The sequence below is a fragment of the Reyranella sp. genome, assembly GCF_052439685.1.
In the GTDB taxonomy this organism is placed as follows: Bacteria; Pseudomonadota; Alphaproteobacteria; order Reyranellales; family Reyranellaceae; genus Reyranella.
In genome coordinates this window covers 1-6,258 of sequence record NZ_JBQVQG010000058.1, presented here as the reverse complement: position 1 = coordinate 6,258, position 6,258 = coordinate 1, and the positions used below count along the sequence as shown (strand labels likewise).

General features: G+C 66.2%; 7 protein-coding genes. 2 read left to right on the top strand and 5 right to left on the bottom strand.

What is annotated here, in order from left to right:
* Positions 1-101: 101 nt before the first annotated feature.
* Positions 102-1,016 carry a hydrogen peroxide-inducible genes activator gene (locus tag ACT6UX_RS30095; protein ID WP_444778819.1) on the bottom strand — a complete coding sequence of 305 codons (915 nt, stop codon included), beginning with the start codon at positions 1,014-1,016 and terminating at the stop codon, positions 102-104.
* Positions 1,017-1,161: 145 nt separating this feature from the next.
* Here ACT6UX_RS30095 and ACT6UX_RS30090 point away from each other — a divergent pair, with 145 nt between their 5' ends.
* Positions 1,162-2,145, top strand: coding sequence for a TerC family protein (locus ACT6UX_RS30090; RefSeq protein ID WP_444778818.1), 984 nt, complete (start codon positions 1,162-1,164; stop codon positions 2,143-2,145).
* A 49-nt stretch (positions 2,146-2,194) separates the two neighbouring features.
* Here ACT6UX_RS30090 and ACT6UX_RS30085 read toward each other — a convergent pair whose 3' ends face one another.
* Positions 2,195-2,437: an antitoxin MazE-like protein gene (locus ACT6UX_RS30085; RefSeq protein ID WP_444778817.1), complete on the bottom strand. Its 243-nt coding sequence runs from the start codon at positions 2,435-2,437 to the stop codon at positions 2,195-2,197.
* 49 nt (positions 2,438-2,486) lie between these two features.
* Between ACT6UX_RS30085 and ACT6UX_RS30080 the strand changes: the two genes are divergently transcribed.
* Positions 2,487-2,957, top strand: a complete 471-nt coding sequence (locus tag ACT6UX_RS30080) for a hypothetical protein (protein ID WP_444778816.1) — start codon at positions 2,487-2,489, stop codon at positions 2,955-2,957.
* A gap of 81 nt (positions 2,958-3,038) precedes the next feature.
* On the opposite strand, the gene ACT6UX_RS30075 is transcribed toward ACT6UX_RS30080, so the two are convergent.
* The 3 genes from ACT6UX_RS30075 to ACT6UX_RS30065 form a co-directional block, all read right to left on the bottom strand.
* Positions 3,039-4,334 carry a cystathionine gamma-synthase family protein gene (locus ACT6UX_RS30075; protein ID WP_444778815.1) on the bottom strand — a complete coding sequence of 432 codons (1,296 nt, stop codon included), beginning with the start codon at positions 4,332-4,334 and terminating at the stop codon, positions 3,039-3,041.
* A gap of 203 nt (positions 4,335-4,537) precedes the next feature.
* Complete coding sequence (locus ACT6UX_RS30070; RefSeq protein WP_444778814.1) at positions 4,538-5,497, bottom strand: alpha/beta hydrolase; 960 nt, start codon at positions 5,495-5,497, stop codon at positions 4,538-4,540.
* Positions 5,498-5,586: 89 nt separating this feature from the next.
* Positions 5,587-6,258: serine hydrolase domain-containing protein (locus tag ACT6UX_RS30065; RefSeq protein ID WP_444778813.1), on the bottom strand; the 672-nt coding region annotated here is incomplete at its 5' end.

Below are 6,258 nucleotides of genomic sequence, written 5' to 3'. Positions count from 1 at the left end.
CTACCCGCCGCCACCGCGCCGGCTAGTCTAGCCGATCCGGCAGACGCCGACTTACAAGGATGAGGTGGTGCGGTTGCGGGGGGACATCAGACGGAACGCCGCTAAAGCGCCGGCCCCGCGAGGATGCTTCGCGCTTCCGCCGCGATCGTTTCGGCGATGGTGGCGTAGCTGTCTGAATAGGCCGAGCCGTCGCGCCACACCGCGGCGATCGAACGGCTGGCGCTCCAGCCGGCCATCGGCAGTCGGGTGACCATGTCGGTGCCGCCCACCTCCGAGCGCAGATAGAGTTCCGGCAGGATGGCGAAGCCCAGCCCCGAGCCGCACATCTGGCGCAGGCTGTCGAGGCTGGTGCCCTCGTAATCCTCGAGCAGGGTGGCCTTGAGGTCGTCGCAGATCTCGCGGGCCTGGCGGTGGGCATGGTGACGGCGGTCGAGGCTGAGGAATCCGATCCCCGCCAGGTCGCCGCGGCGCACCCTGGCGGCCCGGCCCAGCGCATGCTCGGGCGGGCAGACGATGTGCAGCGGCTCGCGGAACAGCGGCTCGATGTGCAGGTCGCTGCCGGAGACGGGCAGGGGCGACAGCACCATGTCGAGCGCGCCGCGCGCCAGCTCGCGCACCTGCTCGTCGGGAATGCCCTCGCGGATGTAGAGCCGCAGGTCGGGGAAGCGCCGGTGCAGCGAGGCCACGATGTGCGGCATCAGGTAGGGGCCGAGCGTCGGGGTGACGCCGAATCGGATGGTGCCCGCGATGCCCGCCCGCGAGCGCCGCACCATCTCCTCGGCATCCTTCACGTCGAGCAGGATGCGCCGCGCGCGCGTCACCAGGTCCCGGCCGATCGGCGTGAGCTGGACCGGGCTCTCGTTGCGCTCGACCAGGGTGACGCCCAGCCGCGCTTCGAGCGCCCGCACCTGCTGGCTGAGCGTCGGCTGGGCGATGTGCACGGCGTCGGCGGCGCGGCGGAAGCTGCGGGCGTCGGCCAGGGCCACGAGATAGGAGAGCTGGCGCAGCGTGGTCATGGCGCGATCAGGAGGGGGCGATAGTCCATGGCTATCAACTCTGGCCCATTCTTTCTATTTCTACAATCGACCACCGCCGCCCATCTTCCCCTCTCACCCGCAGAGGACGAACGAACATGAGCCGCCCCACCCATCGGACCCGGGTATGACCGAGCTTCTGGTCCAGCCCTTCCTCGGCACGCCGGTCTGGTTCTGGCTTGCCTTCATCACGCTGGTGGTGGCGCTGACGGCCTTCGACCTCGGCCTCCTGCACAAGGAGGACCGGGTGATGGGCATTGCTGAATCGCTGAAGCTCTCGGCCTTCTACATCTCGATCGCGCTGGCCTTCGGCGCCTGGGTCTGGGCCGAGAAGGGCGCCGAGCTGGGCATGCAGTACTACACCGGCTTCTTCATCGAGAAGGCGCTGTCGATCGACAATATCTTCGTCATCAGCCTGATCTTCACCTTCTTCGCCATCCCGGCGAAGTATCAGTATCGCGCGCTGCTGTGGGGCATCATCGGCGTCATCGTGCTGCGCGGCCTCATGATCGCGGCCGGCGCGGCGCTGGTGAGCGAGGCCTACTGGGTCCTCTACCTGTTCGCCGTCTTCCTGATCGTGACCGGCATCAAGATGTTCTTCACCAACGACGCGGCGCCGGACCTCGCCAACAACGCCGCCATCCGTTGGATCTCGAACCGCATGCGCGTGACGAAGGAACTGCACGGCGACAAGTTCTTCGTCTTCCGGGCCGACGAGCGCACCGGCCGCATGGTGTTGGCCGCGACGCCGCTGTTCCTCGCCCTGGTGGTGATCAACCTCGCCGACCTGGTGTTCGCGGTGGACTCGGTGCCGGCGATCTTCGCCATCACCACCGACACGTTCGTGGTCTACACCTCGAACATCATGGCGATCCTGGGCCTGCGCGCGCTCTACTTCGCGCTCTCGGCCATGATCGACCGCTTCCACTACCTGAAGCACGCGCTGGCCGCGGTGCTGGTCTTCATCGGCTCCAAGATCTTCGTCTCGGACTTCCTGCTGGACGACGCGAAGTTCCCGCCCGTCGCCAGCCTCGCCGTCACGATCGGCCTGATCGCCGCCGGCATCGCCTGGTCGCTGTGGAAGACCCGGGAGGGGGCGGTGCAGAGGTGAGGGGGCATCGATGGGGCAGGCGCCGAGAGGCGCCTGACCTCGTGGTACTTTACTCGTCGTTCCAATTCGAAGCGGCTTCAATGAACGCCTGATCCCGTCGCGCGCGATCGCTTCGCGCGACCGCGAGCGATTGCCGGTGTGCCTCCTTTCTGAACACCGTTGACCGGACGTTCGGTAACAAGACCTGGATTGACGTCAACCGTGGTGCTCTCAGCGCTTCACGGTGCCTTGAAGCTTTACATGCATGGGCTTGGGCTCTCTTAGTGCTGGTATGTTTCGTCTCTAGTGGCATGTAACTATTGTTGTTAGTGATAACCAACCCCTCGATAGGTGTCCTTTCAATGACCGATCAACTAATCTCCACCATTGCGCGCTCGCGGGATTTGGCTTGGCTAAAGCGCTGCCGTGAACTCAATAGGAACAATGGTGAATTGGATGTTGTTGCAGCAGTAGAAGGTCGCATCAGGGATTTGAATCTTCAGGCTGCGCTGCGTCTGAGGCCTGAGGCTAAGACCGTGGAGAGTCGTGTCCAAGAGTCCGTTCGAGTTTACCGCGAGCTACTCAAACATAAGCATGGAAGAAACCAAGCGGCTGGCTATACGGAGCGAGAAATCCGCCAGTACGGTCATCGAGAAGCCCTCATTCGGACCATTCGTCGAGGGAAGAAAACCGATGGACTTAAGCTGCTCGCAGCTCATCAAAGGCTAGATTGCGCGTACGAGAAAATCGCTATCGATCATGCTCACGAAATGCCAGAAGACGTCATTGCGCGAGCTCGACTTCTTCTGGCCAGCGTTCAAGAAGAATCTTGATTTTTTTTCTTGCACGTTCCGCCGTGAAAGATTGCCGAGCGGACTTCTCTACATGCGGCGTCACCAGAACTCTAACGGCGTCTATTGGCTTCCACTTGCCGCCAACGCCTGCGTCAGGTCCGCAATCAGATCATCCGGATGCTCGATGCCCACCGACAGGCGGATCGTCGTGTCTAAAACGCCGATGCGGTCGCGGACTTCGAGCGGGACGCCGGAGTGCGTCATGGCGGCGGGGTGGCTGGCGAGGGATTCCGTGCCGCCGAGGCTCACTGCGAGCTTGAAGATCTGTAGCGCGTTCAGGAAGGCGAAGGCTTCCTTCTCGCCACCCTTGATGTCGAAGGAGAAGGTCGAGCCGGCGCCGGTGCACTGGCGATCGTAGAGCGCCTTCTCGGGCGAGCCCGCCGGCAGCAGGCCGAGATAGTGCAGTTTCGCGACGTTGGGATGCGCGGCGAGCCAGTCGGCGACCAGGCGCGCATTTGAGTTGGCGCGCTCCATGCGCAGCCCCAGGGTCTCCAGCGAGCGGCCCAGCATCCAGCAGGAATGCGGGTCGAGCTGCGTGCCGAGGCTGCCGCGCAGGGCGCGGATCGGGCCCATGACCGACTGTTTGCCCATCGCCGCGCCGGCGATCAGGTCGGAATGGCCGCCGACATATTTGGTCAGCGAATAGAGCGAGACGTCGGCACCGTGGTCGAGCGGGCGCTGGAAGACCGGTCCCAGCAGGGTGTTGTCGCAGACCAGCACGGGCGCGGGCGTGCCCTGCGCCGCACCGATCTCGTCGGCGAGGCGGCGCATCAGGGCGATGTCGACCAGCGTGTTGGTCGGGTTGGCCGGCGTCTCGATCATGATGACGGAGATGCGGCCCTTGGAGCGCGCCTGGGCGATGGCGGTGCTGATGGCGGCCTCGCTCACGCCGTCGACGAAGCCCACTGCCGAGATTCCGAAGCCCGACAGCGTCTTCGCGAGCAGCGTCTCGGTGCCGCCATAGAGCGGCTGCGAGTGCAGCACCACGTCGCCGGGACGGGCGAACGCGAGCAGGGTCGTGGAGATCGCCGACATGCCGGAGGAGAACAGGGCGCAGGTCTCGGCGCCCTCGTAGACCGCGAGCCGGTCCTCGACGATCTCGCTGTTGGGATGGTTGAAGCGCGAATAGACGAGGCCGGCGGCGCTGCCGGCGGGCGGCGTCTTGCGACCCGACGCATAGTCGAAGAAGTCGCGGCCTTCCTCGGCCGAGCCGAACACGAAGGTCGAGGTCAGGAACACTGGCGGCTTCACCGCGCCTTCCGACAGCGCCGGGTCGTAGCCGTAGGACAGCATCAGCGTCTCGGGCTGGAGCTTGTGGTTGCCGATGTGGGTCTTGTACGGGCGGGGCGCGGTCATGGCGTTGTCTCCTGACGGAAGGGCGAGCCTCGTCCGCATGATGACAGTAGGGTGTGTCGAAACGGTGTGCTTGCTCCGAAAACAGACCTCACCCTGAGGAGGCGCGCAGCGCCGTCTCGAAGGGGGGCACGCGCACCCCGTCTGTTGCCCATCCTTCGAGACGCGCCGCTTCGCGGCGCTCCTCAGGATGAGGTGAACGTGGTTTATGCCCCCATCAGCGCCGCGATCTCGGCGCGGACGCTGGCCGAGCGGCGGTAATACTGGTGCGAGCCGGCGAAGCCGTGGTCGTAGTCGGTGAAGCCGCTGCAATCGACCCTGCGATAGGTGGCGGGCGGGAACAGGATGGTGTCGCCGCCGCCGCGCGGCCCGTCCTGGCCGAGGCGGTGGCAGTTGTTCAGGGTCTCGCTCAGGACATCCAGGACCTTGTCTCCGCGATTGTGGAGGATCGTGATGCGCTTCCCGAGCCGGTAAAGCGGCGCCAGGCTGTTGGTGATGGCCGCGTCGAAGGCATCGTCGACGATGTCGGCCGCCGCCAGGAAGATGTGGTCGAACATCTCCGCATCGCCATTGCCGTTGTCGAACCAGGCCTGCACCGCCGCCTGCAGCGCGAGGTTGCCCATGCTGTGGGTCAGCAGGAAGGTCCGCCGGCCGTTCGCGCGCGCCGTCTCGAGGATGGGCAGCAGGTTGGCGAAGAAGCGCATCAGCGGCAGGCCCGAGCCGCCGGCCATGCTCTGGTCCGAGCGGTAGGGCAGGGTCGGGAAGGGGACCGTCAGCAGCTGGCCGCGCGAGGGCCAGCTGAAGGTGACGACCGTGGTGTCCGCCTCGCTCACGCCCGACTGGGCGAGCCATTCGCGGTTGAAGGCGGCGCGGGTCAGCGCATCCTCGAAGCTGTTGGCGAAGCCGTGGACGAAGACCAGGATGTTGCGCCCACCCTCGGCCAGGTCGTCGATCGCCGACTGGCTGAAGCCGCCCTTCTGCAGGTCGTTCAGCGAGCGGATCGCGCCCACCGTGTCGGCCGTCAGCCCGGCACTGTCGACGAAGGCCGTGCCGTAGGTGACCTGCAGCGGATTGTCGGGCGCCGTCATGAAGAACGTGTAGTTCTCCGGCCGATCCGCCGGATGGTTGGCGATCCTGTTGGTGGCGAAATAGACGGTGGTCGTCATGAATCCTCCCCCCGTGGCGGCGCCCAGCCTGCGCTCCTGCCGCTGGTTGTCAATCGGCAGGGTTGCACGGCGGGACGCCCTTTCGTGCACTAGGGGGACAGCAGTCGCGCGATTTCGGTCACGGCGCGATGGGCCAGCATGATCGCGGGCGGGTCGATCGGCGTCACGAGCGAGGAGAGTTTCACGATCACCAGCCCATGGTCGGGCACGACGAACAGGTTCTGGCCGTGGATGCCCATGGCGAACAGCAAGCGCGGCGGGCCGTCGACGATGTACCAGCCGTTGCGATAGCGCGTCGTGCCGAGACCCATGGCGCCGAAGCTGGCGCCGAACTGGCCGGCGCTCCAGGCGCCGGCATCGCCGCCGGTCCAGAGATCGTCGATCACCCGTGCCGGCACGGACTGGCGCGGGCCGCGGCGACCGGCGTCGAGGACGAGCTGTCCCAGGCGCGCGACGTCGCGGGCGGTGGCACAGACGCCGCCGCTGCAGCGCGCGGCGCCGCGCCCGTCGACGGTGACGAACGCATCGTGCGCCGCGCCCATCGGCTGCCACAGATGCTCGCTCACGAGCTCTGCGTAGGACTTGCCGGTCGCGCGTTCGAGAGCGAGACCCAGCAGGTCGGTGTTGGCCGAGTCGTATTTGAAGGCGCCGCCATGGCTGCCGGGCAGGGGCGCCATGTCGGCGAAGAAGCGCGCGAGGTCGGCGGGCGGCGCGCCCGCGGGCAAGGCCTCCCAGCCGGTGGCCGCGGCATAGGCGGCCAG

What these genes read in the sequence shown, in the direction of transcription:
- ACT6UX_RS30080 (WP_444778816.1), top strand. Translation starts at nt 2,487, where the DNA reads ATGACCGATCAACTAATCTCCACCATTGCGCGCTCGCGGGATTTGGCT.
- ACT6UX_RS30085 (WP_444778817.1), bottom strand. Translation starts at nt 2,437, where the DNA reads ATGCCACTAGAGACGAAACATACCAGCACTAAGAGAGCCCAAGCCCAT.
- ACT6UX_RS30075 (WP_444778815.1), bottom strand. Translation starts at nt 4,334, where the DNA reads ATGACCGCGCCCCGCCCGTACAAGACCCACATCGGCAACCACAAGCTC.
- ACT6UX_RS30070 (WP_444778814.1), bottom strand. Translation starts at nt 5,497, where the DNA reads ATGACGACCACCGTCTATTTCGCCACCAACAGGATCGCCAACCATCCG.
- ACT6UX_RS30095 (WP_444778819.1), bottom strand. Translation starts at nt 1,016, where the DNA reads ATGACCACGCTGCGCCAGCTCTCCTATCTCGTGGCCCTGGCCGACGCC.
- ACT6UX_RS30090 (WP_444778818.1), top strand. Translation starts at nt 1,162, where the DNA reads ATGACCGAGCTTCTGGTCCAGCCCTTCCTCGGCACGCCGGTCTGGTTC.